Genomic DNA, 26,584 nt, shown 5'->3' with positions numbered 1-26,584 from the left:
AAAGCCACTTTTCAGTGGCTTTTAAAGGTTAATTATTTTATTGGCTATTAATCAGTCACAACCTCAGGGTTGGAAACTAATAACATTCGACCGCGAGCAGCTAAGTAAGTAGCTACTTGCAACTGCATTTCTGTATTAGCGGCAGCACTGCCTTCAACAGTTGCAGCTTGTGCATCATCTTGAGCTGGCGTTAATATAGAACCATGATGCCCTTTAGTAAATTTAACTAAGTAGCTTGTTGGTGTTTCAGTCAATGCTTGCGAAGTACTTACTGTTTCAAGACCCATCAAGTTAGCTAATGGAATTGTGCCTGAAATAGGATTATTTGCTGCCATTGGTGGTATCACTTGGTCAGGCTTGTTATCAACACCATCGCCCACAACAACATTAGTATAAACAGGAGTACCTAATGCTTTTACAGTGGCTGCGTAATTAGTTGGATCGCCGCTATCTAACGCTGTTTGCGCCGCAAATGCAAATTGAGTAAACACTCCTTGAATATTAGTAAGCTTACTTGTTTCACCAGCTGTAGTTAACGAAGCTACATACTCGTTATAACCACAAGTTAAATATGCTTCCATATCTGGTAATACTGCACCACAGTTAGACACTGCATCAACTTGTAAATACGCGTTAAACTCATCAGCTTCTGTTGTACCTGCTTGTGAAAGTACTGAACCTTGGATAAATGGACCAAATGCAGCTGATTCTAGTAAGAAGCTAGCTATACCGCCGCCGCCGCTTGCAAGTGCTACTGTGTTTACATTAAATAATGGGTCAACGGTTGGCGCTAATGGGTTATTAGCTTGTGCAATAAATGCAGGGGCTACAATAGAGCCTAATGAATGACCAATGTAAGTTACATCTTGCGCATTAATCGTTGCATCATTAATAAAGTTTAGACCTAAACGTAAACCCAATAAATCAGCCGCTGATTGACGTAAGCTATCACGCGCAACAAGTAATGAACTTAAGTTCATGTAACTAAGCACAGAACCCGTTGTTGCATTAAAGTCGTCTGTTCCATCACCATCAACATCTATTCCACGCTCACCATGTCTTGGATGGTCAATAGCAACTGTTGCAAAGCCTTGAATAGAAAGCTGCGCCGTTAAAGCAAGCATACTTTCTTTTTGTGTTGTAATACCGTGTTGCATAATAACAACTGGCCATCCGCTATCAGGCATTGCGATAGGATCTAATTGTAACTGCGCACGTACACCATTAATTATTGGTAAAATAGGCTTAGTAACTTGCACTGGCACATTTGCCATGCTTTGTACTTTTGGAATGGAGTTATATTTTGTTAAATGACGTGTGCTATCTAGTCCTAAGTCACGTAATTGCCCGTCACTTAATGCAGAACATAAACCATCATTTTCACTAATAGGATCTGTCGGAAATGCATCACCAGCAACGGCCTTGTAACCGATTATTGCCACCGCGTTATCACACATACCTTGCCAATATGTATCACTTAAATCACTAATATCAGTACCCGTTGGTGTACCTAAATACATTGGTAGCATAATGCTACCTTTTTGATATTGCACACCAGAGAAAGCAGCAGACACTTCTACACCCTGAGAAGCAAATACCTGTTGTACATTTACCATCGGTTGTTCAGGAACTTGAAGCGCAGGCGTTGGCATCGCAGGCTGTTGCAAACTTGCAGCTAGCAATTTTTTAATTGTCCCAAGTACTGGCCCCGCAGACTGAATAGTCATTGCGCTAGAAAAAATAATATCTTCTTTTGTTATATTTCCTGAACTTACAACTACATTTTCGTAACTGTTAACAGCGCCCTGCAAACCAAGTTGGGCTTCTGTAATTAATGGCGCTTCTTGTTTAACCAGCCCATAAGTAGAAGAAGGCTCGATAGAACGCCCTAATGAATCTTTAAGACCAGTAGTTAGTACATTGATGTATGAGCTACCTGCCGTAAATGGTTTTAAAGGAATAATTGCAACGGCATCACCAGAAGCTTGAGTAACAAAATCAACACCAAAAGTAAGCTCACCGACCAATTTACAAGCTGTACCGGCAGCAACAACTGAACATTCTGCGTCAGTTAAACTTGCACCCATTACTACTTCAAAAATGCGAACTGTACCTGGTGTCCCAGCAGACGTTTCATCTAAGCTAACATTTGGCGGAAATGTTAAATCGATTTTATAAGGAACCTGCGAAGACCAACCATCAAGTGCACCTAATGCAAGCTGAGGGTCAGCATAAGCTGCTCGAGAAATAGACACATTGTCGTCATCTAATTCTCCTGGAATATTAAGTGTACCGTCTTGGGTTCCACTCATTAATAAATCATTAGGTACCGATAAGATACCTGCAGCAGGGTCAAATGTAACCGTTGCTGTTGGAATAACGGTTGCTGTGTCGTTCTTAACATCTTCTAACGTTTCTCCGCCGCCACAACCTGCCAAGGCAGCTGTAACAGAGAGTGAAAGTAGCATTTTTTTCATATTGTTGGCTCCGCACATATTTTATTTTTATAGTGTGTTTAATCAGTGTATTAAGTTAAAACAATGTAATCAGGTTATTAATGAGACATTAGACCAGTTAAACTTAACGTAAAGTTTCTATTTTCGCCACCTAATTTTACAATAAATTCGATTACTTCACGTTTCGCTATGTTAAAATCAAAAAAAATAGATGAATGGGTACTTTTATGCACACATATCAAGCGGCTGAAAACGCACTTAAAGATAAAATTATTTTAATAACAGGCGCCGGTGATGGTATTGGCCGAGTAGCAGCAATTACGTATGCAAAATACGGCGCTACAGTTATCTTATTAGGAAAAACAACTAATAAACTTGAATGTGTTTACGATGAAATTGTTAATGCGGGTTACCCTAAACCTGCAATTGTGCCCATGGACTTAAAAGGCGCAACTAAACAAAACTACCGTGACCTTGCTGCAACAATTGAATATCAATTTGGCCGCCTTGATGGCTTGCTTAATAATGCAGGTATTTTAGGGTCACTTGGTCCACTTGAACATTTTTGCTCATCTACGTTCGAAAACATAATGAAAGTAAACGTGACCGCGCAAGCGATGATCACTAAAGCGCTTTTTCCTGTTCTTCGTAAGTCTGATAATGCATCGATAGTATTTACGTCATCAGGTGTAGGCCGCAAAGGCCGTGAGTTTTGGGGGCCATACGCCATCTCAAAATTTGCTGTAGAAGGCATGATGCAAACATGGGCATGTGAAGTAGGCAAAACGAATATTCGTATAAACTGTATTAATCCAGGCGCTACTCGCACTTCTATGCGCGCTGCTGCATACCCAGGAGAAGATAGAGACGCGCTTGCTACACCAGAAGATTTAATGCCAACCTACTTATACTTGATGAGCGATGATTCTAGTAAAGTGAATGGCGAATCGTTAGATGCTCAAGTAAAAAAGTAATTTAGAGTTTAAAAAATTTATACAACACACATTAAAAAAGCCGCAATTAGCGGCTTTTTTAATGTGTGCAATAAATAACTAATTTATTATTTACGTTTGGTAGGCTTAACACGTTGATTGTGTTTTTTAACTGCTTTGCGGATCTGGTTGATTTTAGCGCGTTTATCTTTGCGTTTTTCAGGCATAACAGAAAGCTTAGTTTGTGTCTCGCGCCCTAATTTAACGGTTTTGCGTAAGTAGTTTACTGTTTCTAAATCATACTCCATCCAACCACCTTGTGGCACGCGCTTATCAAGCTCTAGTTTACCGTAACGAATACGAATAAGACGAGATACTTCAGCATCTTGAGACTGCCATAAACGACGTACTTCACGGTTACGTCCTTCATTTAACGTTACGTTAAACCAGCGGTTAACGCCTTCGCCACCCATAGGGGTTACAGTCGTGAATTTGGCTGGACCATCTTCAAGCTCAACACCACGTAGTAAGTTTTTAACCGTTTCATTGGTTACTTCACCAAATACACGCGCAGAGTATTCACGCTCTACTTCATAGCTCGGGTGCATCAAGCGGTTAGCTAATTCACCATCATTAGTAAAGAGCATCAAACCCGAAGTATTAACGTCTAATCGGCCAACCGCAATCCAACGCTCACCATCAATACGAGGAAGTCGGTCAAATACTGTACGACGCCCTTCTGGATCTTTACGTGTGCTTAACTCACCTTCGGGTTTGTTATACATAATCACACGACAGATTCTATCTGCTTTTTCTTCAATCTTTACAGTGTGCCCGTCAACACGAATCAAATCGGTTTCTTCAACACGGTCACCTAACTTTGCCACTTTACCGTTTACACTAACGCGGTTAGCATCAATGTATTTTTCCATTTCACGGCGTGAGCCTACGCCTGCACGGGCTAAGACTTTTTGTAACTTTTCACCTTGTATAATACTCATTCGGATGGTTCTCTCACAGAAGGATCGCTCAATAACTGGTTAATTTTACTTTGCTGCTCTGTTGGCAGCGCAGGTAAGTTTTCAAGTCCAGTTAACGAAAAATAATCTAAAAATTGTTTAGTAGTTGCATATAAAGCCGGCTTACCCGGCACCTCTTTATGCCCTACCACTTTAACCCACTCTCTTTCGAGCAGGGTTTTAATAATATTCGAACCCGTAGTAACACCCCTTACTTGCTCAATTTCACCGCGCGTAATGGGCTGCCTATATGCAATAAGTGATAATGTTTCCAGTAAAGCACGTGAGTATTTTGGTGCGCGTTCTTGCCACAAGTTATTTAACCAAGGGCTTAAACTACTACATGCCTGAAAACGATACCCACTACCAACTTCAACTAAGCGAATACCACGAGTTTGAAAATGTTCTTGTATTGTATCTATTGCGTCGTTTATTCGCGCCATAGAAATAGCTAAATCTATTAATACAGTATCTTTAAGGTGGCGTTTACTCACAGGCTTATCTGCAACAAAAATAGCTGCTTCAATGATCTCAACTAGTTGTTCATCACTAATTCGCCGACCCGCCATACACACCCTTAACAAATAAAAATACACAGCCATCTATTATGACAGAACAACGCCAAACTAGGAAAATATATCTACTAAATAACTAGATTTTAAACACAAAAAAGCCAGTGATTATCACTGGCTTCTAATTTACTCTTTAAAACAACAAATATTAGCTGTGTTTAATGGCTTCTAATGCATCATCTTCAGCTACTGCGTTACCGTATTTTTTAATGTAACCCATAAACTCGCTTTTACTGATGCGCTTATCTTGGTTTTTATCCATGTAACCAAAGTGATTTGAAATATCATCATCGTTACCTTCAACTACCGAAATATAGCCATTACTGTCGTTATCTAAGCTTGAAAAGCTGCTTTCAATTTTATCGAATTTAGCGATTTCAGCTTTAAATGCCGACTCACTTACTTCAGAATCAGTGGCTACTTTACCATTGTTTAACTTCATGTAAGTGTTGAATTCTTTGCGGCTAATTTCGTTATCCATATTGGTATCAATATTTGAAAAATGGCCCCAAATGCTATCGTCATCAGCTTCAACTTTTGAGATGTAGCCATCGCTGTCATTATCTAAACTTGCAAAGTCACTGTCTATTCTTTCAAGACCCTGATTAGATGAACAAGCCGCTAGGCTTAATGATGCTAAAATAGTGGCTGCTAATGTTAACTTTTTCATAAGACGTATCCTTCGTAATTAATTAAATGTCACTTTAACTAATACAAATCCAATGCCAATAATAGTTAACTTATAAGAATCAACAACTTAATCTTGATTGGTGCATTTATTGAACAGTTTCAATAAGTTAAGCTTGCAAGCTTTGCAAACAACCTTGTAATTTTTGCAAAAAAATACCCGGTAAAAAACCAGGTATCTCAATTTTAGTTATATAGTTCAGCTAATAATTAGATTGCTGCGTTTTGGTAGCGTTTAACAAACTCAGTAACGTTTTGACCATTACATTTTAATGAGTTTAAGTTACCAATTTTTTGACGAACAGGTGCTAAACCTTGTTTTAAAGCCGTCATACATAATTGAGTTTCTTGTTGAGCGTCTTTTGCAAATACTTCTACTTTCTCAACTGATACGTTGCTTAATGTCGTTTTTTTAGCAATATCGCGAATATCTTCACCATTACATAAAATGCTTTTAGAAAAACGAGATAAGTAAACACCGTGCTGAGCAGCTTCTTTACGAGCAACACTAAAGCCTTCGTTTGCGCTTAGTACACATAACTTAGACTCAATTTTATTATCTTGACTGAAGTAAGTATTGCTTTGTGCTGAAGCAGTTGCAGATGCTAATAAAGCAGTAGCTAAAAGTAGTTGTGTTTTCATGAGAGATCCTATTTGAACGAGCTAAACAAGTGAATTTCGCGCATTATATATTCAATAAAGTTAAGTTCAATTGAATTTTTTATTTATTTAAAAAATTAATACTGCATTTACAATGTTTAAACTTTACTCACCAATTGATCAACATTTGTGCAGCTATTTTCTCATTTCAGTCATGTTATGTACGCGTATTTACTGATACAATTTAATTCATTAAATAGATCCAATTTTAAGGTAAATTTTATGAAAGTGATTTCTTTCAATATCAATGGTCTGCGTGCTCGTCTCCACCAATTACAAGCAATTATCGACAAACATCAACCAGACGTTATTGGCTTGCAAGAGATTAAAGTTCATGACGAAGCATTCCCACTAGAAGATGTACAAAAAATGGGATATCACGTCTACTTTCATGGCCAAAAAGCCCATTATGGCGTAGCTATGTTATGCAAAAAAGAGCCTAAATCGGTCTTAAAAGGCTTTGCTACCGATACAGAGGAATCGCAAAAACGCATGATAAGCGTCACTGTTGAACAAGATAACGGTCGCGACCTTACAGTCATGAATGGCTATTTCCCACAAGGTGATAATATTAATCACGAAACTAAATTCCCTTATAAACGACAATTTTATAAAGATTTAATGACACACCTTGAAACCAACCACACCCCCGATCAAGACGTCATTGTTATGGGCGATATCAACATATCACCCACCGATTTAGATATTGGTATTGGCGAAGTTAATGCAAAGCGTTGGTTAAAAACGGGTAAATGTTCTTTCCAACCGGTAGAGCGTGAATGGCTTGCAACATTACTTAATTGGGGCTTTAAAGACACCTTTAGAGAACAAAACCCAGTAACAGACGATCAATATTCGTGGTTTGACTATCGCTCTAAAGGGTTTGTAGATAACCGAGGGCTTCGAATAGATGTAGTACTTGCAACTAATGAGCTTGCAGCACGCTGTATAGATACTGGTATTGACTACGAACTGCGCGGTATTGAAAAACCCTCAGATCATGCCCCTATATGGTCAACATTTAAGTAATTACTATGCTCAGCATAACAATACAAGGGCTACTTTGGGCCCTTGTAATTATTATTGCCCTACTAAGCTTTGATAAAAAAACATATAAAACATTGCTTAATACGCCAGCCCGTCAAACTGGAGTTCTTGCATGTGCGTTAGTGTTTGCAGTGCTTTGGCGAATAAAAGCAGGAATTTTAACGGGCCTTGATTTACACATACTAGGTGTTACCGCCGCTACATTAATTTTAGGCTGGCGATTAACGATTTTAAGTAGCCTACTTGCCACAGCGCTACTAACTGCATTTGGTCAAATTGAACTTGAACTGTTACCAGTACAACTGCTTATTGGTGCGTTTATTCCTATTTTACTAAGCTACCTTGGCTTTATAATTAGTTACCAGTATTTACCTCGTCATTTTTTTGTTTATATATTTGTTTGTGCGTTTATAACTGCAGGGTTTATAGCCTGTATAAAAATAAGCCTAGGTGCTTTATTTTACTTAGCTATAGGGCAATACAATTGGCAAGAACTTGCAGATAACTACGTTTATTTAAGTGCCATAATTTGGTTTCCTGAAGCAATGCTCAACGGCATGGCTATAACAATTATGATCACCTATCGCCCGCATTGGGTAAAAACTTTTTACGATAAGGACTACCTAGACTCATGAGTCTACAATATCAATGCCCGCTATGTAACCTCGCACTTTTGAAAGCTGATTCAACACTTCGTTGTGCTAACAACCACAGCTTTGATTTTGCCAAAGAAGGCTATGTTAATTTACTGCCAGTACAACAAAAAAATTCAAAACAACCGGGCGACTCCCTTGAAATGGTGCAAGCTAGACGCGCATTTTTAGAGCGTGGGTACTACCGCTTTTTACAACAAAATCTTAGCGAGTTAGTCGGTCGAATAAGCGCGAATACGGTTATTGATTTAGGATGCGGTGAAGGTTTTTATACCCAGGCAATAGCAAGTAAAACAGACGCTATAGTGTACGGTGTCGATATTTCAAAATCTGCCGTTAAATATGCAGCAAAGCGCTATCCTAAGTGCCATTTTAGTGTTGCATCAATTAGCCAAGCGCCTTTTGAAAGCCAATTTGCTGATGTACTTATTAGTGTATTTGCGCCTTTGTTTGAGGAAGAACTTGAACGTCTAGCTAATAAAAACGCAACATTAGTGGTAGCAAGCCCAGGCCCTTATCATTTAAAAGAGCTAAAATCGTATATATATTCAGAAGTAAACGAACATACTGAAATAGCCACGCCAAAAGGGTTTCAAAAATCAGAACAGACTCTTTTAACAGAGCATGTAGCGCTTAGCTTTACTGATATTAAAAATTTAATAATGATGACGCCATTTGCATGGAAATTTAGACCCGAGCACTGGACAGCACTCGAACAAAAAGGTGAACACAATGTCACCTTATCATTTTATATTACTCAGTTTACCAAAATAGATAATGGTATAACCCGCTAAAACTGCTCTTTAGTAAATGCTCTATCCATTTTTTCAAACATATCTTTAAGTAAGTTAGCAAGCTCCATATAACGGGGCTTGTTCTCACTTAACTGCGTTTGATATCCATTAGCCGCCATTTTAGTGTACAGCTCGTTGTACCATTTTTGCATTGCAGGATCTAAAGGCGTTTGCGCTCGTTTGCCTAACCAAAATAAACCTTGTAAAGGTAACGATATAAAAAATAATGCACTCGCAATAGCTTGCGGTAAAAAATCAGAACCTAAGTAATTAAGCTGAAAAAACAACGTTAGCATAGCCAAGATTGGCATTACTGTAATGGCAAGCTCAGTCGCTCTAATCACTCTAAACTCTAAAAACAAAGGCGCAAGCTCTTTACGCATTGGCCATTTTTTACCATACAAACGGCCTGTTTGTAGTTGTGACATCACACTTTTTTGCATCATGACTCCTCACAGATACTGCTTTTAAATACAATAGAAAACGAGCTATACCCAAAGTGTAACACAAAATGAGGGAGTTACACTTTCTCAGTAAAAGAGCTTAAATTTCCCCTTTAATGGCGAACAATCCTAACTTAAACATCATAAATAAGGTAAAATATTTAACATTGAGTTAACCACTTTGCAGTTGAACATTTAATTGTTTTAGCTTTATTTAATACCGTAAGTGTAACTATCACGTATTAACGTTCACTTACTAAATTTGTTTATGGAAATTGAATCTATGCCAACAACCTCCCCTGAATCCCAACATGTTTTAGTTTTAAACTGTGGTAGCTCTAGTTTAAAGTTTGCCATTATTGATGCAAACGACGGTCACGAAATTATATCAGGCCTTGCTGAACGCTTGGGCGCCAAAGCCCCCTCCATTAAATACAAATTTAATGGAACTAAGACGGTTATCGACTTAGCGGCTAATCAAGCACATGCTGAGGCTATAAATACGCTTGTAAGCTTAATAAAGGATCATAACCTTGATGAGCACCTTATTGCTGTTGGGCACCGTGTTGTTCATGGCGGAGAGCATTTCACAAAGTCAGTCTTAATTGATGAAGATGTAATTAACGGTATTACTAAAGCGTCTTCTTTAGCGCCGCTACATGGTCATGCGAACTTGTTAGGTATTTCATCTGCACAAGCTTCATTTATAGGTTTACCCCAAGTAGCAGTATTTGACACAGCATTTCATCAAACTATGGATGAAGTTGCCTACCTTTACGCCCTACCCTATAAGCTTTATACAGGCTACGGTGTAAGACGCTATGGTATGCACGGCACAAGTCATTACTATGTAGCAGGACAAACTGCTAAATTATTAAATCAGCCTATAGAGAAGAGTAATTTCATTAGTGCTCATTTAGGTAATGGCTGCTCTGTTACTGCAATAAAGAATGGTAAAAGTGTTGATACCAGTATGGGTTTAACGCCATTGGCTGGTATTGTTATGGGTACTCGCAGTGGAGATATTGACCCCGGTTTATTTAATTTTTTAACCACACAGCTTAGTTACAACGCTCAGCAAATAGATAATTTATTAAACCAAGAAAGCGGCCTACTAGGTATTAGCGAACTCTCTAACGATTGTCGAACGATTGAAGAAGCCGCTGTTGCCGGACATAAACAAGCACGTTTAGCGCTGGATATTTTTTGCTACCGACTAGCCAAACAAATTGCAGCTTACATGGTACCATTACAACGTTTAGATGCACTTATATTCACTGGCGGCATTGGCGAAAACTCCGATATCATACGTGAAAATGTCATTAATCAATTAGCTTTTTTAGGGTTCAGTTGTGACCAGAAGAGCAATCTTGATGCACGTTTTGGTAATCAAGGTATTATTAGTTCAGCCAATACTTCATCCAAAGTGGTAGTAATGCCGACCAACGAAGAGTGGGTTATTGCACTTGATGCCGCTAACATCGTAAAGGAGCTTTAATATGGCACGTCGTATTATGTTAATTCCTGTGTCTACCGGTGTGGGTTTAACGTCGGTATCAGTTGGTTTAGTTCGCGCTCTTGAGCAAAAAACAGTTAAAGTTAACTTTTTTAAACCCATCGCTCAGCCTCGTTCAGGCGAAACAGGTCCTGAAAAATCAACACAAATAGTCACTCAAGGTTCACCTATTAACCCACCCACCCCTTTTGCTCTTGATTATGCTGAGCAAATGATTGGCGACGGTAAAGGTGATGATCTACTAGAGGAAATTGTTGAACGCTTTGAAAGTAAAATAAACGACGATGAAGTAGCTATTATTGAAGGTATGGTGCCTACTCGTCGCCAACCTTATGCTGGGCGTGTAAACCGCGAAATTGCGCAAACACTCGGCGCTGAAATTGTATTTGTACTTACCCCTGGTAATTACACCATTACTCAAATAGAAGACCGCCTAGAAATTGCAGCAGGTAATTACGGTGGAATCGATCATCCTCGTGTACTGGGCTGTATTTTTAATAAAGTAAATGCGCCACTTGATGAAGAAGGCCGTGCACGCGCCGATTTAGTCGACGCTTACAAACCCGAAGAGCTTGAAAACGAGTTAAATCGTTTAGCGTCTTTACCTATTTTTAAAAAAAATCCGTTTATGTTGCTTGGCGCAATCCCGTGGGATTTTGACTTAGTAGCGCCACGCGTAAAAGACTTAAGCGCGTATTTAAAAGCAACAATAATTAACGAAGGCGATATGCTTCATCGTCGCCTGCGTCGTATCACTTTTTGCGCTCGTACGGTTTCTAATATTTTAAATTATTTTACGCCAGGTGCTTTATTAGTAACACCGGGCGATCGCTCTGACATACTTGTTGCTGCGTGTTTATCTGCTATGAACGGCACTAAACTTGGCGCTATATTACTCACCGGTGGCTTTGAGCCAGAGCCACGTATTATGGCTTTGTGTGAACAAGCTATGCAAACCGGTTTACCAATACTCGCAACCGATGCTGACACATGGCGCACATCACTATTACTGCATAACTTTAATATGGAAGTACCAAATGATGATGACCAACGCATTGAAAAAGTAAAAGATCACAACGCAGAACATATCAATTCAAGCTGGCTCGATACTCTAGCTCAAAGTGTAGGCAAAACGCGTAAGTTATCACCACCTGCATTTCGTTATTTATTAACCGATAAAGCACGTAAAGCAGATAAAACCGTAGTATTACCAGAAGGGAATGAACCTCGTACAATTAAAGCGGCTGCTATTTGTGGTCAACGTGGCATTGCTAAAACTATATTGCTTGGCGATCGCGAAGAAATAATGCGTATTGCACAGCAGCAAGGTATTGAGCTAAACGAACATGTAAGTATCATCGAGCCAAAAAGTATTATAAATGATTATATTGCGCCTATGGTCGAAATTCGTAAAAGCAAAGGCCTAACTGCTGTAGTAGCACAAGAGCAACTACAAGATAACGTCGTACTTGGCACAATGATGCTTGAGCAAGGTAAAGTAGATGGTTTAGTATCGGGCGCGGTTAATACCACTGCCAATACAATTCGCCCGCCCCTGCAGTTAATTAAAACAGCGCCAGGATCATCGCTGGTATCTTCCGTATTTTTTATGCTGCTACCTGACCAAGTGTTAGTTTACGGTGACTGTGCTATAAACCCCGACCCTAATGCTGAACAACTTGCTGATATAGCGATTCAATCTGCCGACTCTGCAGCTGCATTTGGCATAGAGCCACGTGTAGCAATGATAAGCTATAGCACGGGTACATCAGGTACGGGTGCCGATGTTGAAAAGGTACGTGAAGCCACAAAAATAGCAAAACAAAAACGTCCTGATTTAATTATCGACGGCCCACTACAATACGATGCCGCTATAATGGAAAATGTAGCACTTAAAAAAGCACCTAACAGCCCTGTAGCTGGTAAAGCGACTGTATTTATATTCCCAGATTTAAATACAGGTAATACAACATATAAAGCAGTACAACGCAGTGCCGACTTAATAAGTATCGGCCCTATGCTTCAAGGTATGCGCAAACCCGTAAACGACTTGAGCCGTGGTGCATTAGTGGATGATATTGTATATACAATCGCCTTAACTGCAATTCAGGCAGCCCAAGCAGAAGCGCTAATAGCACATTAAACACAACGTGTGCTTTTTATAGCCTAGCTATTATTTATTTAATAATTAACTAGTTAGGATATTTATACCCTGCAACCCCCATACTTATCCACAGAAATTGTGGGTAAGTTTTTAATCTCTATTAAAACCCACTTCCAAATGCTCATTTTAGTCACGCTTACACCTTTAACTTGAAGGCAATAATCTATACTATAAAGCTATCAATAATGCTGTATCGCAGGCGTTTAATGTCAAAACAAACATTACAATTACACAGCACGGTTTTATCTATTCACAGTTTAGATGTTGACGCCGATATACCTGCGGCGCTACTAAAGCTTCCTTTATTTTTTATATCTAAAACCCAGGATGAACTATCTATCGTTTGCCCTAGTAGCTTTGAAATAGAGAGTTTAGATACCGAATCTGATTGGCAAGCACTTGAGGTGGTTGGCCCACTTGGTTTTTCGCTGACCGGAATAATGGCTAATATATCTGGTGTATTAGCACGCGCTAAAATTTCTATTTTTTCAATCTCAACCTACGATACCGATTATATTTTAGTAAAAAAGCAAACAGCCTCACTAGCACTTAATGCCTTAAAAAAAGATGGTTACAACGTGGTGGCCCAATAGCATATGAAAGCACAAACAATTGAATATCTAGCACTCAATAAAACGCCCCGCAGTGCCATCCTTATTACAAGCCCATTTACAGGTAAAGTAATACCGCTTCAAGAACACCCCGAACCTATTTTTAGGTTTGGTATTCTCGGTCCTAGTATTACTGTAAAGCTCAGTAGCCACAAAATTTTAGCCCCGTTTGATGGCACGTTATTACAAGTAAAAAACGCAGGTACTGAGTTTATTTTACAGGCTAAAAATGGTTTAAAAGTTTTAATCAACTTAACTATTACCGGTTCGCAATCAATTACACATACTCATATTGCACAATTAAATGGTAGTGAAATAAGTAAAGGCCAGCGCCTCGCTTATTTTGATTTACGCGAACTAGAAACGCCTATGCTGGCCAGTTTAATCTTACTTAACGGCCATAATCTCGGCACATTTCATTACTCACATTCGCATGTAAATGCGGATGTAGATACCTTATTAACTATTATTAAGAAGAACTAAATTTATGATCACTCTATACGGTATTAGCAATTGCGACACGATAAAAAAAGCTAAAAAATACTTAGCCGACAACAACATCGAATTTACGTTTCATGATTACCGCAAAGATGGCGTAGATGAGCAAATGGTAAGTGATTTTGCAGATAAACTCGATTGGGAACAGCTTGTTAATAAACGTGGCACAACTTATCGCGCACTAACTGATGAGCAAAAACAGAGTTTGACTAAAGAAAGTGCTATCCCATTGTTAGTTGAACAACCTGCCATGATCAAACGCCCAGTACTTATTAACAATGGCAGTTACCACTTAGGTTTTAAAGCAGCCCAATACGATGAGATATTTAAATCATGAAAGATGATGTAATTGCACTCGCTCAAGCACTAATACAACGTGAGTCAGTAACGCCCGAGGATGCTGGCTGCCAACAGATGATGAACGATCGCCTTGCTGCGGTTGGTTTTAATATTGAGTCATTATTTTTTACCGACACATTAAATACATGGGCTCGAAAAGGCACACAATCACCGCACTTTTGTTTTGCAGGCCACACTGATGTTGTGCCAACAGGCCCTGAAAAAAATTGGCAACACCCGCCGTTTTCAGGATTAATAAAAGACGGTTTATTACATGGGCGCGGCGCTGCCGATATGAAAGGCTCGTTAGCTGCAATGCTTGTTGCAACCGAGCGGTTTGTTACTAAACATCCAGATCATAAAGGCTCAATTTCTTTTTTAATAACCTCTGACGAAGAAGGCCCGTTTATAAACGGGACTACCCGTGTAATTGATACGCTAGAGGCGCGCGGTGAAAAAATTGATATGTGCCTAGTAGGCGAGCCTTCATCACGAGATGTATTAGGTGATGTTGTTAAAAATGGCCGCAGAGGTTCACTTACCGCTTTTTTAACCGTTAAGGGTGTACAAGGGCATGTCGCCTATCCACATTTAGCACAAAACCCAATTCACCTAGCAACCCCTGCCCTTACTGAGCTTAGCCAAACGGTGTGGGATAACGGAAATGAATACTTCCCTGCTACCAGCTTTCAAATTTCAAATATTAATGGCGGCACAGGTGCAGGCAACGTGATCCCAGGTGAGCTAGAAGTACAGTTTAACTTTAGATTCAGCACGCAAGTAACACATGAGCAATTACAACAACGTGTAAATGACATACTACAAAAGCATAACTTAAATTATGAATTAAGCTGGATAGTAAATGGCTTACCTTTTATTACCGAGCACGGCCCACTTGTTGATGCCACAGTAAAAGCGATTAAATCAGTAACCGGTTTAACCACAAACCTAGAAACTACCGGCGGCACATCAGATGGTCGCTTTATTGCACAAACAGGTGCTAAAGTAATTGAACTTGGCCCACGTAACGAAACTATTCATAAAATAGATGAATGCGTAAGTACCGATGATTTAATAGCCCTTACCGACATTTACGAGCAAATACTAGAGCAACTTTTAGCATAATGGATGTAACTAAACCAACATCGATAATGTGTATCACAGGGCAAAGTGATACACATTTAACTGACATACAAAATCATCGCTTGCACAGCGCTATTATTAGCGACTTTTTAGCGCTGCAAAGTGCAGCTCAAAAAGCGGGATTTGATCTTACTATTGCCTCAAGTTTTCGCGACTTTGAACGCCAGTCAATTATTTGGAATAATAAGTTTTTAGGTATTCGACCTGTTTATAATAAACAGCAAAAGGTTGTAAATTTAACTAAATTAAATGATGTAGATAAATGCATAGCAATAATGCTCTACTCTGCACTACCTGGCGCAAGCAGACACCATTTAGGGACTGACTTAGATGTGTTTGATAAAGCTGCGGTCAGTGATGATTATAAGCTACAGCTAACACCTGATGAATACTTGCAAGGTGGGCCGTTCGCACCTTTAAGTAATTGGCTTGATTCTAACTTAGTTAAATTTGGTTTTTATCGCCCTTACCAGCATGATTTAGGTGGCGTAGCACCTGAGCTTTGGCATATAAGCCATATTAAGCAATCACAATTATTAGTGAATAAACTTAGCGAGCAAGTACTTTTTGAGTGCATAAAAAACAGTGAACTACAGGGTAAGCAGGCAATACTTGATAACTTACCTGCTATTTATAAACGCTTTGTAACAAACGTAAGCCCACACCTAAAAGAAGGTTAGGTTATATTAAGCCTTCTTTTTATTTAAAATAAACACCAGCACGGCCCCTAATATTAACGAGCTTGCTACTATAAACTCAATTGTTACCTGCTCTGATAAAAACATAACACCAGCAATGGCAGCAAGTACCGGCACACAAAGTTGCACAACCGCAGCTTGGGTACTTTTAAGTAGTGGCATTGCTACATACCAAACACTATAACCAACTCCAGACGCTATTGCCCCCGAGGCACACGCAAGTAATACCCCTTCAATACTCATATTTTTTAAATAACTCATACCTACAAGTAATAAAACAGGGATAGCAACTAAGCTTCTTATAAAGTTAAACCCAGTAGTACGCAGTGGCGATACGCACACTTTACCGCGAATACTGTAAATACCCCATGCCACACCACTGAGTGCCATAAGTGATGCACCTAATAATGAAGGCACCGCTGCAGATGGCAGCATTAAATATACAAAACCAGATAACGCCACTATAAATGCACACCACTGGGGTACGCTTAATTGCTCTTTTTGATAAATACCCCAGCCAATCATAGTAAGTTGCACAGCAGAAAATAAAATTAGTGCACCGGTACCGGTATCTAGCTCTACGTAGGCAATCGAAAAACAAAGCGCGTAAACAAGCAGGCTAATACTGCTTCGCCAGCTTCCTCTGTCACTTAAAATAGCGGGATTGAATGTGCCTTTACGTTTTAAATTATGGGTATAAATAGCCATTATAATGCCCAAACATGCAGCCCCGCTAAGTAAGCGAATAACAGTAAAGTTCCAAGCATCTATATAACCTTCTGCTAAGGCCATTCTGCAAAAAAGAGAATTTGCGGCAAACGCAATTAAAGCAATTAATGTGTATATGGTGGCTTTCAAAAAAATTCCTTCGCAACGAAAAATAACTATATTGTTTTAACTCACTCGCTAATTAACCAACCACGTTCAAGCCATTGATTAATTTTAGTAATTAAAAACCCAGCGATTTTCTCGCCTAGGAGTTCATTTAAACAGGATTGACATAACTGTGCAAAGGGTGTGTTTTGTTTTAATAAACTCAGTAAGCGGTATTCTTGTGCATCAACGCTTAAATATTGTGTACGCCTTTGAGCATCACGTGCTACAACCCAAAAGCGAGGTTCTGAGACTCTTGGCTCTGGCGGTGTTTGCTTTTGTTTTATTGCCTGCCAACTTTCAACCGCCAACGTATTAAACACAACTAACTGAACACTTGGATGTAATTTTAATAGTAAAGTTGGCCATTGCTGAGGTTCAATACTTTCAAGCTCTGATACATTAAGTAATGTTTTATCGCTTGCATCAAAAGTACTTAGTAATAGTCGTTCAAATTTTGCTATATCTGCAAGTATGGGGTAATCACTAAAAGGAGTATTAGCGGCTAAATAATCTGGTAGCTTCTCTGCAAAAATTCGTAGTGACGTATGAGTTGAAGGATATAAAGCTAAATAACCATCAACCATCATCTCAAATAAATCATCACCTAAGTAAATGCCCAACTGTTCGTGATCTTGCTCAATCACGGCTCTTAAGCGAATTTTATAAGCGCTTTGATAAATAGAGAGTCGCTGTTGTGTATTTAACTGCCCTTGCTGCGCAATTTGCTCGCTAATATCCGAACTTTCTCCTTGCAGTAAATCCATAAACTGTTGTTGCAGCTTTGCTAAACCACTCATGACCTTATATCCCAAAACGGTTTCACTAGCGCTTTGGCATGCTCAAGCTCAGTAATTAAATCATCAAGGGAGCCAATATTATCATCGCGTTCAATCATCGTACTTACCGGATTTAATGTTTTTGCATACTGAGCATATAAGTCCCATACCGCATCGGGAACATCTTCATCGTGAGTATCTATAATATGCGTACCAAAGTCTTGATGTCCTGCTAAGTGTATTTGTGCAATAGCTGTACTCGGAACAGCTGATAAATAATCCATAGCATTAAAGTCGTGATTTCGTGCACTTACATAAACATTATTTACATCCATTAAAAACTTACAGCCTGTTTGCTTATGTAGTTGCGCTAAGAATTCCCACTCACTCATTTGTGAATCGTTATAGGTTAAATAGCTCGATACATTTTCAAAAATCATTTCGCGCCTTAGGTAGTCCTGAACTTGCGAAATTTTATTTGCTAAATGATCAAGTGCCTCTGAGGTGTAAGGCATTGGTAGTAAATCGTGGCTATTAATACCGCCCACTTGGGTAAAACATAAATGATCAGACACCCACTGCGGCTCAACCCTCGCAATTGTGTTTTTTAACTGATTTAAGTAGTCCTTATTAATAGGGTCAATACTACCAATCGACATTGATACCCCATGCATAACAATCGGATAATCTGCTCTTATTTTATTTAAATAATGCCAAGGTTTTCCACCGGCTACAAAATAGTTTTCTGAAATAATTTCAAACCAATCTACAGCTGGTTTCTCTGCAATAATTTGCTCAAAATGCGGGGCTCTTAGTCCTAAACCAAAACCTAAAAAACGATTTGTCATAAACTTCCTTAATAAGCCTGAATAATAAACACATCGTTCAAGCTTATTTTATGCGTTCGATAAATTGGTATTAGCTACCTACAGAACCACCAATATCACCACATGCTTTTGCAGACATTGATACAAAACCGGTGCCTTTACATGATGCATGTCCAGCACAAGCATTATTAGCAGTCTTACAATCGTTATGACCGCCACACACATTTACATCGTTACAATGTACTAAATCTGCTTTAGCTACACTGCCAACCCATTTATCTTTTACTGTACCGCCAACGTCAGCACATGATTTTGCAGGCATTGCTACAAAACCAGTCCCTTTACATGACGCTTGACCTGCACATGCATTCTCAGCTGTTTTACAATCGTTATGGCCACCACATACATTCGCATCATAACAATGAACTAAATCAGTTGTTGCGCCATTACTAGCAACTGCACTTGATGTTGCCGTTTCTGCCTCTGTTGCATTACAACCAACTAAACCTGCTACCATTACAGCCATTGCTGCACCTGTAAACTTTTTCATTTTTTAATTCCTCTGAGTGATATAACTCTTAGCAAGACCGCTAAAGCGAAAATACTATTTCAGTGGAGTTGATAATAAACCAAAAAAATTCACACTTTGTTCACTAATGTCACTTTATATTTCTTTATTAGCAGGCAGTTTTACTCTACGATTTTTTACAATATTTCACACATTTAGCTAAAAATAGTATGTTAATGTATACAGGTAAATTAAGAGGAGTGCTCAGTGCGCCGCAGTATAATTTTAAGCTTTTGTTTTATTTTAAGTGGGTGTAGCACAATGGGTTTTAATGACCTATTTAATGACTATGCCACGCAAATGACACCAATAAGAAATGCGATCGAGAAAAACAACATCGAAGAAGCGCAATCCCTTATTGCTAATAATAGCACCCTGCACAGCAGCTACTTACTCAACCAACTTGAGCAAGCTCGTTTAAACGACTTAGCAAATACGCCAGATGATGCACAAAGTAAATTTGAGAACGTGTATACGCAAATGCAAAAAAAGCGTGAAGCCGCCAAAATACAAGTTAGTGCGGGCCTTGAACAAAGTAACGCTTTATTTACCAACGACTCAGCAATAACTTATGTGCCACCCGCTTACGAAATGAGTATGCTTCATAGTTATAAAGCACTTAACTACGTGTATAAAAATGATGTTGAAGGCGCATTGGTCGAAATTCGCCGAGCTAATAAAGTACAAGTTGATGCGCTTAGCGAGAATGAAGCAGAAGTAGACTCAACCGTTAAAGAAGCTCAGCAACACTACCCAAGCATGAGCAATGTAACCAGAAACATAAAAAATGGCTTTCAAAATGCCTACACATTTTACTTATCTGCTTTGCTTTACCAAAGTGCTAAACAATACGACGACGCCTATATCGATTATAAAAAAGCATTGGCTATACAACCTAACAATATTTATTTACAGCAAGATGTAATGCGCCTTGCTAAAAAACAAGGGTTTGACCAAGATCTAAATGAATTTAAAAAACGCTTTGGCGATACGGCCACTATTTCTTCATCACAAGGCGAAGTAATTGTTTTATTTGAACAAGGATTAGTACCAAAACAAGATGAATTTAAACTGCGCTTGCCAATTTATTCATCACGTGGCGATGCACGCTTTTACAGCTTGGCGATGCCGGTATATAAAGATAATGCCTATGTGCGCCGCCTTAACAATATAAATATAGATGCACAAAGCTTGGCGCTTAGCCCACTGGTACACATTGAAGCACTTGCAGCTAAAACTCTAGAAGAGCAAATACCTGCAAAAGTCGCTCGCCAAGTACTCAGATTAGTAGCCAAAGAGAAAGTACGGGCAGAACTTGCTCGCAGTGCCGGTGATGTAGGTAACATACTTGCTAATATTTATAATTTGGCGTCTGAGCAAGCTGATACACGCAGCTGGCTTACACTTCCAAATCAAATAAGTGTCGCAAGGCAAAGCCTAAATACAGGTGAGCATTCTGTGCATATAGGCACACAAGCACCCATAAATTTTACCATTAGTAAGCAAGGGTTAACGTTAATTTACTTAACCTCTATTAATAACTACTTTAATTACCACGTAGTTCAACTTTAGGAGCCATCATGAAATACATAGCGCCATTATTAGCAGCCTTAATGCTCAGTGCATGTTCCAGCCAACCGGTTACATCGGGTATTTCTGTTGAACAAAATAAAAACCAGTTTAATGAGCAATTACGTGTAGATAACCCAGAGCTTGGTAAAAAGCTGGCCATTACTGATGTGAAAACACGTCAAACCAACCAGTTAACCGATGTAGTAGTGACACTTTCGAGCCTGTATAAAAAATCACAGTATTTACAGTATCAATTTAATTGGTTTGATAAAGACGGCTTTGTTATTAAAGGCAACCACTCACCTTGGCAAGCACTCACCTTATTTGGTTTTGCAAAAACACAATTACCGGGCTTAGCACCGAGCTCTGATGCAGTTACCTTTTCTTTAGCAGTAAGAGAAGTGTCTACCGAATCACAAGAATTTAAAGATTAAAGGAAACAACCATGATCATCAGTAACAAATTTAAAACAGCATCAACTTACGCTTTAGTTGGCTTGAGCGCTTTAGTATTAAGTGGCTGTGCTAATAAAGCCGTAGTAAGTTATGGCGATGCACAAGCAGTAGAAACAACCGATATTAATTTTGGCTCTACCGATTTACAAAAAGTAGCGAGCCAAATGACCGATTCATTACTCAGCTCACCCGTTGTTGGCACAATGACCGCTAATAAACGCCCTGTAGTATTTGTTGAGCGTATTAAAAACAAAACTAGTGAGCACATTGATACTGAATCAATCACCGATTCAATCTCAACGCAAATGCTACGCAGTGGTAAATTCCGTTTTGTAGATATGACGCGTGTTGAATCAGTACGTGAGCAATTAACGTTTCAAAACGAAGATGCCCTTGTTAACCCTGCAACAGCCGTTGCATTTGGTAAACAAATTGGCGCGCAATATATGTTATACGGAAATTTATCGAGCATAGTTAAATCAAACGCTGATAAATCAGATGTTTATTACAAATTTACAATGCGCTTAATGGATATGGAAAGCGGCCTTGTAGAATGGGCTGACGAAACTGAAATTCGTAAAACTAAAGAAAAATCGACATTTGGTTGGTAGTTACTAAGCCTTTACGGGCTAATAAGCCCATAAAGTCTACCAATAGGAGATTATTATGAAAGCTATAATATTAATAATGTGTGCCCTACTTAGTGTGAGCGCGCCAACTTTTGCTCAATATGAGCGCAATAAAGCAGTCCCTGTGCAGCAAGTTTTATTTGGTGACGTAAAATCGGTACGCAATATTACCGAACAAGAAATCATTCAAGACAAAAACAACGGCTGGAAAACCTTCGGCGGTGCATTACTCGGTGGTGTTGTAGGCAACCAGTTTGGTGGCGGTAGCGGCCGCACAGTAGCAACAATATTAGGCTCGGTAATTGGCGGAAGTGTTGCACATAATAGGCAGCAGCAAAGTCATTATCAGCAAAATCATTTTGTAGAGTTATTAATACAAGTTGAAAACGGCGACCAGTTTATGGTTGTTCAAGATCAAGACCAATCAATGCGCTTTAGCAAAGGCGATAATGTAAGATTAGTGTACTTGAACGACAACACGGTGCGTGTAGATAAAGCGTACTAGCCAATATATTCATGACTAATGTAAAAAACGAGCCAAATTTGGCTCGTTTTTTTATTTTTTAAATAACTATACTTGGCGATAGTCTTTAAAAAAACGCTTCATTTTTAACATCGCATCCGATAAATCATCTTTGCTTGGTAAAAATACCAATCTAAAATGATCCGGCTCGGGCCAATTAAACGCCCTGCCATGTACAAGTAATATTTTTTCGGCTTTTAGCAAATCGTACATCATCTTTTCATCATCTTTAACGTTAAAAAGTGCTGTATCTACTTTGGCAAACGCATAAAGCGCGCCTTTAGGTTTTTTACAACTAATGCCTTCAATAGCGTTTAACCCGCGCCATGCTATATCGCGCTGCTCGTATAAGCGCCCGCCTGGGTTAATTAAATTATCAATTGATTGCACGCCGCCCAACGCTTGTTGAATTGCATATTGCGCAGGTACATTGGCGCACAAACGCATAGATGAAAGTATTTCAAGACCTTTGCGTAAATCATCCATTACCGAGGTACGACCGCTTAGAACCATCCACCCCATTCTTAGCCCCGCTGCACGGTAGGTTTTTGCTAAACCATTAAAAGTAATGATTGGTACATCATCACACAGTGAGCCGATTGAAGTATGCGTTATACCATCGTATAAAATCTTTTCGTAAATCTCATCGCTCAATAACAGCAGTTTATGTTCACGCGCTATATCAATTAATTGCATTAACAAATCGTCACTGTAAACCGCACCTGTCGGATTATTAGGATTAATTAATACCAAAGCTTTAGTTTTAGACGTTATTTTGCTTTTTATATCTGCAATATCCGGAAACCAATCTTGCTCTTCATCACATAAATAATGCACCGGATTACCACCCGATAATGTGACAGAAGCAGTCCAAAGTGGATAATCTGGAGCTGGAATAAGCACTTCATCGCCATTATTTAATAGCGCTTGGGTGATCATCTGAATAAGTTCGCTTACGCCATTACCAATATATATGCTATCTACATCTAAATTATGTAATCCACGTTGTTGATAGTGCTGATAAATAGCCACGCGGGCTGAATAGAGGCCTTTAGAGTCACAGTAACCTTGGGCTGAATATAAGTTGCGGATAATATCGCGGTGCATATCTTCTGGCATATCAAAACCAAAAGCAGCCGGATTACCTATATTCAATTTTAATACTTTTTGACCTTCGTCTTCCATTTTTTTAGCTTGTGCTAAAACCGGCCCACGAATGTCATAACATACACCTTCTAATTTGTGACTCTTTTTAATATCAGACATTTTTACCTCTTTAGGGCGTATTGACTTTATGGATTAAATTTGTTCAACCTAGGGGCGATTTAATCGCGGCGCGAGATTTGTAACCTAGTGGGCTAAGTAAAAATTGAGTAACAAAGAGAAAATAGCCCCTAGGAAGAACCCTCTGGGCAATGCGTGTTTGGATTTTATGTGTTGTTATCGCCTATTTATGTGGAAAAACCACACTGCATAGGCTCTGCCTAACGTAAAAACCAGACACTCGTTGCAAATTCAATCCCGAAAGATCAACACGCCCTAGTGAGTCTTTAGACTAACCTAGTAAAGGCGTAAAATGCCAGTCAATTTAGGTGCTTAATACTGAAATAAATTCACGTTTCAGCTTCAATAATTAACGAGATGCTAACCATTCATTTAGCTTAGCTTGAGAGCCTGTTACTTGAGCCATTAAGCTATTAGATGCGTCGATAGCTTCAGCTAAGTTATCTAGGTTTAAATTTTGTTCAATAACACGCGATACTTCAGCAAGGCTTGAAGCACCAAACTGCGCCGCATTCGATTTTAAGCTATGGGAGTGGCGAATAGCTGCTTCTTTATCTTTACCAATGGTTGCTAACACTTCTGAGCCTAAACGTTCAAACTCTGAGCAGCAAAAATCAAGTGTATCAGCAAACTGCTCACCCAATAACGATTCCATACTCTCTAATGCTGATGTATCAATATTTATTTCTGTCATATTTTAAGCCCTTAAAACAATCCATGTAAGTTACAGTTTAATAGTACTACTTTATATTGATGCGTAAAAAAAACCAACTTAATTACCTTATAAATGTATAATTGCGAGGATCATACTGGCAACAAAAAGTTTATTAAATGGCACGCACACTTTGTAATCATTGTAACTTTTCACTAAACACCTGTATTTGCAACGCAATTACAAATATAAACAACAAAGTTACGGTTATTATTCTACAGCACCCGAGTGAAGAAAAAATAGCAAAAAATACCGCTAAACTACTCAATTTATGCCTAACTGATTGCCAAATAATCAAAGGCGAAAATAATGATGACTTTTCCATACTAAAAACACTGCCAGTAAGCTCAACTGTTTTACTCTACCCTAACGAACACGCTGTAAATTTAGACGATAACACTGAGCAGCCAAATGTAAAAAACATCACCCATTTAATCGTGGTTGATGGTACATGGAAAAAAGTCTACAAAATTTTGCAGCTCACCACATTACTAAATCAATTTAAAACGGTCAGTTTTAAACAGCTACCTAAAAATCGTTATGCTATTCGTAAAGCTCCTCGGGCCGACAGCCTATCCACACTTGAAGCTGTAGCGCATAGTTTGTTTTTAATAGAGCAGCTAAATCCCGCACCACTTTATAATACGCTTAATGAATTAATACAAAAACAAACCCAACACATGCCTGAGCACGTAAAAGCACGTTACTTAGATTAAATTCGTTACTATATGAAACTTGCAATGCGTAACTACCCTAACAGACTAAAACGTGGCTTTACTCGCCAAGGACCCGACTATCGCTTTGACGACCAAGTCGACTTTAGCGATATAAGAGATACCTTCGGCTTTAGGTCAATGGTCATTGGTAAATGGGTAACTAAAGAAGAGCGCTACATTAGCGCCAATTTAATTTACGATGCACTGGCCGACCTTGCGCAAATACTGCATTTACCGCCCAAAGCTATTGGCCTGCGCGGGAAGCTTAACTTTGCATTTGGCCATGGTGGTCAAAAAGGCGTGCAAGCGCATTATAATGCAGCCTCTCAAACACTTGCTCTTGCAAAAAATGCAGGCGGTGGTGCACTTGCTCACGAATGGTTCCATGCGTTTGACCATCATATAAGCGAGCACTTATTTGCAACAAAACCACGCTTTGGCTTTGCCTCAAAATTGTGGCTTTCAAACACGCCTAATTTATCGCATCCACTTAATAATGCTTTGAACAGTTTTTATAAACATGTGTTTTTAGATGAAGATGGTATTGATGCAAATAACTTTGTACAAACGTGTATAGAACACGATAAAGCCCACAATATGAATTATATGAGCATGCCCGAAGAGCTTGCAGCACGGTGTTTTGAAGCCTGTATTGAAGGCCACATATATATAAAAAATAGCTTTTTGGTGGGAGGCTTAAAAAGTAGTAATTTAATATACCCAAATAGTGAGCATATTAATAAAGCAAATGAAGCGCTTAACCAGTATTTTGAGCTACTGGGTTATGCGCTTCATAAAATGGACGAGTAATGCCTATATTTGGTGATTATTTATCGTCACTAATACGACTTGCTACTGCGCTGCTTTGATCTTTATATTTTGCATCTTTACGAATATTGTATGGGTTTTCACACGGGCCCGATAACATTTCAAAGCTCATAGCACCAATTTTCATCAGTGGGCGTAGTGCCAGTGGTAATTTACCTGAGTTGTAAAACTCTAAAACAATATTACCGCTCCAGCCTGGGTCTATTCGGTGCGCGGTTACATGCACCATTAAACCCAAACGCGCAAGCGATGAGCGTCCATCTAACCAACCTACTATATCTGCTGGTAGAGTTACTTTTTCATGGGTAATAGCTAGTGCAAGTTCACCTGGGTGTAAAAAGAATGCTTCACCTTCATCAAGCACTATTTCTTCACTCATGATCGATTCCATGGCCTTATTTAACTGATCTTTTGGACCACTTAAATCGACGTATGCCGCGTTATGCGCATTAAACGTTCTAAATTTATTACCCAAGCGTAAATCGACCGTTACACCTGAAATCATTTCGCTCGTTGGTGCAGGCTCAATAACTATGCGGCCATCGCTTAAGTATTCTTTAATATGTGTGTCTGAAAGTCTCATTAT

At 39.0% G+C, this 26,584-nt stretch carries 30 protein-coding genes; 17 read left to right on the top strand and 13 right to left on the bottom strand.

The window, feature by feature from the left end; genetic code table 11:
- Nucleotides 1-47: 47 nt before the first annotated feature.
- A complete protein-coding gene (locus H5161_RS06610; RefSeq protein ID WP_182768965.1) occupies nucleotides 48-2,477 on the bottom strand; it encodes a VolA/Pla-1 family phospholipase in 2,430 nt (809 codons plus the stop codon).
- A gap of 206 nt (nucleotides 2,478-2,683) precedes the next feature.
- Between H5161_RS06610 and H5161_RS06605 the strand changes: the two genes are divergently transcribed.
- Nucleotides 2,684-3,430, top strand: coding sequence for a YciK family oxidoreductase (locus tag H5161_RS06605; protein WP_002959717.1), 747 nt, complete (start codon nucleotides 2,684-2,686; stop codon nucleotides 3,428-3,430).
- An 86-nt stretch (nucleotides 3,431-3,516) separates the two neighbouring features.
- Here the strand turns inward: H5161_RS06605 and rluB are convergent, their stop codons facing one another.
- The 4 genes from rluB to H5161_RS06585 all read right to left on the bottom strand — a co-directional run bounded on the left by rluB (nucleotide 3,517) and on the right by H5161_RS06585 (nucleotide 6,308).
- Nucleotides 3,517-4,389 (bottom strand): 23S rRNA pseudouridine(2605) synthase RluB, encoded by an 873-nt coding sequence (gene rluB, locus H5161_RS06600; protein ID WP_024595359.1) that lies wholly within the window; start codon nucleotides 4,387-4,389, stop codon nucleotides 3,517-3,519.
- Nucleotides 4,386-4,976: an SMC-Scp complex subunit ScpB gene (gene scpB, locus H5161_RS06595; protein ID WP_002959713.1), complete on the bottom strand. Its 591-nt coding sequence runs from the start codon at nucleotides 4,974-4,976 to the stop codon at nucleotides 4,386-4,388. Before scpB ends, rluB begins: the two co-directional genes overlap by 4 nt.
- Nucleotides 4,977-5,127: 151 nt before the next feature.
- On the bottom strand, nucleotides 5,128-5,649 hold the full coding sequence (locus H5161_RS06590; RefSeq protein ID WP_002959711.1) for an EF-hand domain-containing protein: 522 nt from the start codon (nucleotides 5,647-5,649) through the stop codon (nucleotides 5,128-5,130).
- 227 nt (nucleotides 5,650-5,876) lie between these two features.
- Entirely contained in the window at nucleotides 5,877-6,308 is a 432-nt protein-coding gene (locus H5161_RS06585; protein ID WP_182768964.1) for an exonuclease III, read from the bottom strand.
- Between the two features lie 240 nt (nucleotides 6,309-6,548).
- Between H5161_RS06585 and xthA the strand changes: the two genes are divergently transcribed.
- Genes xthA through H5161_RS06570 form a run of 3 tightly spaced genes read left to right on the top strand, consistent with a single transcriptional unit; the run spans nucleotide 6,549 to nucleotide 8,820 of the window.
- On the top strand, nucleotides 6,549-7,355 hold the full coding sequence (gene xthA, locus H5161_RS06580; protein ID WP_182768963.1) for an exodeoxyribonuclease III: 807 nt from the start codon (nucleotides 6,549-6,551) through the stop codon (nucleotides 7,353-7,355).
- A gap of 5 nt (nucleotides 7,356-7,360) precedes the next feature.
- Complete coding sequence (locus H5161_RS06575; protein WP_182692884.1) at nucleotides 7,361-8,008, top strand: energy-coupling factor ABC transporter permease; 648 nt, start codon at nucleotides 7,361-7,363, stop codon at nucleotides 8,006-8,008.
- Complete coding sequence (locus tag H5161_RS06570; protein ID WP_182768962.1) at nucleotides 8,005-8,820, top strand: putative RNA methyltransferase; 816 nt, start codon at nucleotides 8,005-8,007, stop codon at nucleotides 8,818-8,820. Before H5161_RS06575 ends, H5161_RS06570 begins: the two co-directional genes overlap by 4 nt.
- Here the strand turns inward: H5161_RS06570 and yfbV are convergent.
- A complete protein-coding gene (gene yfbV / locus H5161_RS06565; RefSeq protein ID WP_024596543.1) occupies nucleotides 8,817-9,263 on the bottom strand; it encodes a terminus macrodomain insulation protein YfbV in 447 nt (148 codons plus the stop codon). The genes H5161_RS06570 and yfbV overlap by 4 nt on opposite strands.
- 283 nt (nucleotides 9,264-9,546) lie before the next feature.
- Here yfbV and H5161_RS06560 point away from each other — a divergent pair, with 283 nt between their 5' ends.
- The 7 genes from H5161_RS06560 (at nucleotide 9,547) to H5161_RS06530 (ending at nucleotide 16,214) form a co-directional block, all read left to right on the top strand.
- Complete coding sequence (locus tag H5161_RS06560) at nucleotides 9,547-10,761, top strand: acetate kinase (RefSeq protein WP_024596542.1); 1,215 nt, start codon at nucleotides 9,547-9,549, stop codon at nucleotides 10,759-10,761.
- Nucleotide 10,762: 1 nt separating this feature from the next.
- Nucleotides 10,763-12,922, top strand: coding sequence for a phosphate acetyltransferase (gene pta / locus H5161_RS06555; RefSeq protein WP_002959697.1), 2,160 nt, complete (start codon nucleotides 10,763-10,765; stop codon nucleotides 12,920-12,922).
- A gap of 227 nt (nucleotides 12,923-13,149) precedes the next feature.
- Entirely contained in the window at nucleotides 13,150-13,536 is a 387-nt protein-coding gene (locus tag H5161_RS06550; protein ID WP_002959696.1) for an ACT domain-containing protein, read from the top strand.
- 3 nt (nucleotides 13,537-13,539) lie between these two features.
- Complete coding sequence (locus H5161_RS06545) at nucleotides 13,540-14,037, top strand: PTS glucose transporter subunit IIA (RefSeq protein ID WP_182768961.1); 498 nt, start codon at nucleotides 13,540-13,542, stop codon at nucleotides 14,035-14,037.
- Nucleotides 14,038-14,041: 4 nt separating this feature from the next.
- Nucleotides 14,042-14,389 carry an ArsC family reductase gene (locus H5161_RS06540; protein WP_024594546.1) on the top strand — a complete coding sequence of 116 codons (348 nt, stop codon included), beginning with the start codon at nucleotides 14,042-14,044 and terminating at the stop codon, nucleotides 14,387-14,389.
- Complete coding sequence (gene dapE / locus H5161_RS06535; RefSeq protein WP_182768960.1) at nucleotides 14,386-15,516, top strand: succinyl-diaminopimelate desuccinylase; 1,131 nt, start codon at nucleotides 14,386-14,388, stop codon at nucleotides 15,514-15,516. Before H5161_RS06540 ends, dapE begins: the two co-directional genes overlap by 4 nt.
- Nucleotides 15,516-16,214: a M15 family metallopeptidase gene (locus H5161_RS06530; RefSeq protein WP_182694962.1), complete on the top strand. Its 699-nt coding sequence runs from the start codon at nucleotides 15,516-15,518 to the stop codon at nucleotides 16,212-16,214. Before dapE ends, H5161_RS06530 begins: the two co-directional genes overlap by 1 nt.
- 6 nt (nucleotides 16,215-16,220) lie before the next feature.
- Here H5161_RS06530 and H5161_RS06525 read toward each other — a convergent pair whose 3' ends face one another.
- The 4 genes from H5161_RS06525 to H5161_RS06510 all read right to left on the bottom strand — a co-directional run bounded on the left by H5161_RS06525 (nucleotide 16,221) and on the right by H5161_RS06510 (nucleotide 19,261).
- Nucleotides 16,221-17,090 (bottom strand): DMT family transporter, encoded by an 870-nt coding sequence (locus H5161_RS06525; protein ID WP_182768959.1) that lies wholly within the window; start codon nucleotides 17,088-17,090, stop codon nucleotides 16,221-16,223.
- A gap of 41 nt (nucleotides 17,091-17,131) precedes the next feature.
- The gene (locus H5161_RS06520; RefSeq protein WP_182768958.1) at nucleotides 17,132-17,905 is read right to left on the bottom strand and encodes a DNA-binding domain-containing protein; all 774 of its coding nucleotides are present in this window, start codon (nucleotides 17,903-17,905) and stop codon (nucleotides 17,132-17,134) included.
- The gene (locus H5161_RS06515; protein WP_182768957.1) at nucleotides 17,902-18,732 is read right to left on the bottom strand and encodes a DUF692 domain-containing protein; all 831 of its coding nucleotides are present in this window, start codon (nucleotides 18,730-18,732) and stop codon (nucleotides 17,902-17,904) included. Before H5161_RS06515 ends, H5161_RS06520 begins: the two co-directional genes overlap by 4 nt.
- 70 nt (nucleotides 18,733-18,802) lie before the next feature.
- Nucleotides 18,803-19,261: a hypothetical protein gene (locus H5161_RS06510; protein ID WP_182768956.1), complete on the bottom strand. Its 459-nt coding sequence runs from the start codon at nucleotides 19,259-19,261 to the stop codon at nucleotides 18,803-18,805.
- A gap of 225 nt (nucleotides 19,262-19,486) precedes the next feature.
- On the opposite strand from H5161_RS06510, the gene H5161_RS06505 reads away from it, so the two are divergent.
- Genes H5161_RS06505 through H5161_RS06490 form a run of 4 tightly spaced genes read left to right on the top strand, consistent with a single transcriptional unit; the run spans nucleotide 19,487 to nucleotide 22,440 of the window.
- The gene (locus H5161_RS06505) at nucleotides 19,487-20,851 is read left to right on the top strand and encodes a COG3014 family protein (RefSeq protein ID WP_182768955.1); all 1,365 of its coding nucleotides are present in this window, start codon (nucleotides 19,487-19,489) and stop codon (nucleotides 20,849-20,851) included.
- Nucleotides 20,852-20,859: 8 nt separating this feature from the next.
- Nucleotides 20,860-21,285 carry a YcfL family protein gene (locus tag H5161_RS06500; protein ID WP_182768954.1) on the top strand — a complete coding sequence of 142 codons (426 nt, stop codon included), beginning with the start codon at nucleotides 20,860-20,862 and terminating at the stop codon, nucleotides 21,283-21,285.
- An 11-nt stretch (nucleotides 21,286-21,296) separates the two neighbouring features.
- On the top strand, nucleotides 21,297-21,917 hold the full coding sequence (gene lpoB / locus H5161_RS06495; RefSeq protein WP_007375407.1) for a penicillin-binding protein activator LpoB: 621 nt from the start codon (nucleotides 21,297-21,299) through the stop codon (nucleotides 21,915-21,917).
- 55 nt (nucleotides 21,918-21,972) lie between these two features.
- Nucleotides 21,973-22,440 carry a glycine zipper 2TM domain-containing protein gene (locus H5161_RS06490; RefSeq protein WP_002959676.1) on the top strand — a complete coding sequence of 156 codons (468 nt, stop codon included), beginning with the start codon at nucleotides 21,973-21,975 and terminating at the stop codon, nucleotides 22,438-22,440.
- 66 nt (nucleotides 22,441-22,506) lie between these two features.
- On the opposite strand, the gene H5161_RS06485 is transcribed toward H5161_RS06490, so the two are convergent.
- Both H5161_RS06485 and H5161_RS06480 read right to left on the bottom strand, forming a co-directional pair.
- Nucleotides 22,507-23,724: a pyridoxal phosphate-dependent aminotransferase gene (locus tag H5161_RS06485; protein ID WP_024597609.1), complete on the bottom strand. Its 1,218-nt coding sequence runs from the start codon at nucleotides 23,722-23,724 to the stop codon at nucleotides 22,507-22,509.
- A gap of 367 nt (nucleotides 23,725-24,091) precedes the next feature.
- Nucleotides 24,092-24,436, bottom strand: coding sequence for an Hpt domain-containing protein (locus tag H5161_RS06480; RefSeq protein WP_002959674.1), 345 nt, complete (start codon nucleotides 24,434-24,436; stop codon nucleotides 24,092-24,094).
- A gap of 137 nt (nucleotides 24,437-24,573) precedes the next feature.
- Between H5161_RS06480 and H5161_RS06475 the strand changes: the two genes are divergently transcribed.
- The gene (locus H5161_RS06475) at nucleotides 24,574-25,170 is read left to right on the top strand and encodes a tRNA-uridine aminocarboxypropyltransferase (RefSeq protein WP_182768953.1); all 597 of its coding nucleotides are present in this window, start codon (nucleotides 24,574-24,576) and stop codon (nucleotides 25,168-25,170) included.
- Between the two features lie 24 nt (nucleotides 25,171-25,194).
- Nucleotides 25,195-25,980, top strand: a complete 786-nt coding sequence (locus H5161_RS06470) for a CLCA_X family protein (RefSeq protein ID WP_182768982.1) — start codon at nucleotides 25,195-25,197, stop codon at nucleotides 25,978-25,980.
- Nucleotides 25,981-25,996: 16 nt separating this feature from the next.
- Here the strand turns inward: H5161_RS06470 and dcd are convergent, their stop codons facing one another.
- A complete protein-coding gene (gene dcd / locus H5161_RS06465) occupies nucleotides 25,997-26,581 on the bottom strand; it encodes a dCTP deaminase (protein ID WP_182768952.1) in 585 nt (194 codons plus the stop codon).
- Between the last annotated feature and the right edge of the window lie 3 nt (nucleotides 26,582-26,584).

Origin of the sequence: Pseudoalteromonas sp. SG43-5 (assembly GCF_014164345.1) — a bacterium.
GTDB classification, from domain to species: Bacteria; Pseudomonadota; Gammaproteobacteria; order Enterobacterales; family Alteromonadaceae; genus Pseudoalteromonas; species Pseudoalteromonas distincta.
The sequence above is the reverse complement of the archived record's forward strand: the minus strand, read 5'-3'. Positions and strand labels throughout refer to the sequence as shown.

Excerpts from the sequence above, each read along its gene's own strand:
- H5161_RS06475 (WP_182768953.1), top strand. The coding sequence starts at position 24,574 with ATGGCACGCACACTTTGTAATCATTGTAACTTTTCACTAAACACCTGT.
- H5161_RS06560 (WP_024596542.1), top strand. The coding sequence starts at position 9,547 with ATGCCAACAACCTCCCCTGAATCCCAACATGTTTTAGTTTTAAACTGT.
- H5161_RS06530 (WP_182694962.1), top strand. The coding sequence starts at position 15,516 with ATGGATGTAACTAAACCAACATCGATAATGTGTATCACAGGGCAAAGT.
- lpoB (WP_007375407.1), top strand. The coding sequence starts at position 21,297 with ATGATCATCAGTAACAAATTTAAAACAGCATCAACTTACGCTTTAGTT.
- dapE (WP_182768960.1), top strand. The coding sequence starts at position 14,386 with ATGAAAGATGATGTAATTGCACTCGCTCAAGCACTAATACAACGTGAG.
- H5161_RS06585 (WP_182768964.1), bottom strand. The coding sequence starts at position 6,308 with ATGAAAACACAACTACTTTTAGCTACTGCTTTATTAGCATCTGCAACT.
- H5161_RS06610 (WP_182768965.1), bottom strand. The coding sequence starts at position 2,477 with ATGAAAAAAATGCTACTTTCACTCTCTGTTACAGCTGCCTTGGCAGGT.
- pta (WP_002959697.1), top strand. The coding sequence starts at position 10,763 with ATGGCACGTCGTATTATGTTAATTCCTGTGTCTACCGGTGTGGGTTTA.
- H5161_RS06545 (WP_182768961.1), top strand. The coding sequence starts at position 13,540 with ATGAAAGCACAAACAATTGAATATCTAGCACTCAATAAAACGCCCCGC.
- H5161_RS06485 (WP_024597609.1), bottom strand. The coding sequence starts at position 23,724 with ATGTCTGATATTAAAAAGAGTCACAAATTAGAAGGTGTATGTTATGAC.
- H5161_RS06515 (WP_182768957.1), bottom strand. The coding sequence starts at position 18,732 with ATGACAAATCGTTTTTTAGGTTTTGGTTTAGGACTAAGAGCCCCGCAT.
- H5161_RS06550 (WP_002959696.1), top strand. The coding sequence starts at position 13,150 with ATGTCAAAACAAACATTACAATTACACAGCACGGTTTTATCTATTCAC.
- scpB (WP_002959713.1), bottom strand. The coding sequence starts at position 4,976 with ATGGCGGGTCGGCGAATTAGTGATGAACAACTAGTTGAGATCATTGAA.
- xthA (WP_182768963.1), top strand. The coding sequence starts at position 6,549 with ATGAAAGTGATTTCTTTCAATATCAATGGTCTGCGTGCTCGTCTCCAC.
- H5161_RS06510 (WP_182768956.1), bottom strand. The coding sequence starts at position 19,261 with ATGAAAAAGTTTACAGGTGCAGCAATGGCTGTAATGGTAGCAGGTTTA.
- H5161_RS06590 (WP_002959711.1), bottom strand. The coding sequence starts at position 5,649 with ATGAAAAAGTTAACATTAGCAGCCACTATTTTAGCATCATTAAGCCTA.
- H5161_RS06490 (WP_002959676.1), top strand. The coding sequence starts at position 21,973 with ATGAAAGCTATAATATTAATAATGTGTGCCCTACTTAGTGTGAGCGCG.
- dcd (WP_182768952.1), bottom strand. The coding sequence starts at position 26,581 with ATGAGACTTTCAGACACACATATTAAAGAATACTTAAGCGATGGCCGC.
- H5161_RS06500 (WP_182768954.1), top strand. The coding sequence starts at position 20,860 with ATGAAATACATAGCGCCATTATTAGCAGCCTTAATGCTCAGTGCATGT.
- yfbV (WP_024596543.1), bottom strand. The coding sequence starts at position 9,263 with ATGCAAAAAAGTGTGATGTCACAACTACAAACAGGCCGTTTGTATGGT.
- H5161_RS06520 (WP_182768958.1), bottom strand. The coding sequence starts at position 17,905 with ATGAGTGGTTTAGCAAAGCTGCAACAACAGTTTATGGATTTACTGCAA.
- rluB (WP_024595359.1), bottom strand. The coding sequence starts at position 4,389 with ATGAGTATTATACAAGGTGAAAAGTTACAAAAAGTCTTAGCCCGTGCA.
- H5161_RS06570 (WP_182768962.1), top strand. The coding sequence starts at position 8,005 with ATGAGTCTACAATATCAATGCCCGCTATGTAACCTCGCACTTTTGAAA.
- H5161_RS06480 (WP_002959674.1), bottom strand. The coding sequence starts at position 24,436 with ATGACAGAAATAAATATTGATACATCAGCATTAGAGAGTATGGAATCG.
- H5161_RS06575 (WP_182692884.1), top strand. The coding sequence starts at position 7,361 with ATGCTCAGCATAACAATACAAGGGCTACTTTGGGCCCTTGTAATTATT.
- H5161_RS06605 (WP_002959717.1), top strand. The coding sequence starts at position 2,684 with ATGCACACATATCAAGCGGCTGAAAACGCACTTAAAGATAAAATTATT.
- H5161_RS06470 (WP_182768982.1), top strand. The coding sequence starts at position 25,195 with ATGCGTAACTACCCTAACAGACTAAAACGTGGCTTTACTCGCCAAGGA.
- H5161_RS06540 (WP_024594546.1), top strand. The coding sequence starts at position 14,042 with ATGATCACTCTATACGGTATTAGCAATTGCGACACGATAAAAAAAGCT.